We start from the raw sequence: 332 nt of genomic DNA, 5'->3' as shown, positions 1-332 counted from the left end.
CGTTCCTGCTCGGTATATAACAATTGAAGAGAGAGAATCGCTTCTTGGATCGTGTGTACCTCTAATTCAAGTACAGTCGCGACATCTTCTACTGTCATCCCTTCATCCCCAACTACAAACAATAAACCTTCAATGGCTCCATGAAGTTCCTGAATCTTCATCTGCGAACTCCCTCCTCTGTGCTGTAAATCATGATGTCTGAAAAATTACCGGATTGCTCACAACGAATCGTTTTTGTCTTCATCAGTTCTAAAATCGCTAAAAAGCTAACAACAATATGACTACGTTCAGGGACTGGAAACAAATCTTGAAAGTGACAAAATCCATTGAAG

1 protein-coding gene is annotated in these 332 nt (G+C 40.4%); it reads right to left on the bottom strand.

Going from position 1 to position 332, the window contains the following annotated elements:
* Positions 1-157 precede the first annotated feature (157 nt).
* A partial coding sequence (locus KH400_RS23330) for a segregation/condensation protein A (protein ID WP_217228703.1) occupies positions 158-332 on the bottom strand: 175 nt, incomplete at its 5' end.

Origin of the sequence: Desertibacillus haloalkaliphilus (genome assembly GCF_019039105.1) — a bacterium.
GTDB lineage: Bacteria > Bacillota > Bacilli > Bacillales > KJ1-10-99 > Desertibacillus > Desertibacillus haloalkaliphilus.
Note: the sequence above shows the minus strand (reverse complement) of the source record. Positions and strands in the feature narration are given on the sequence as shown.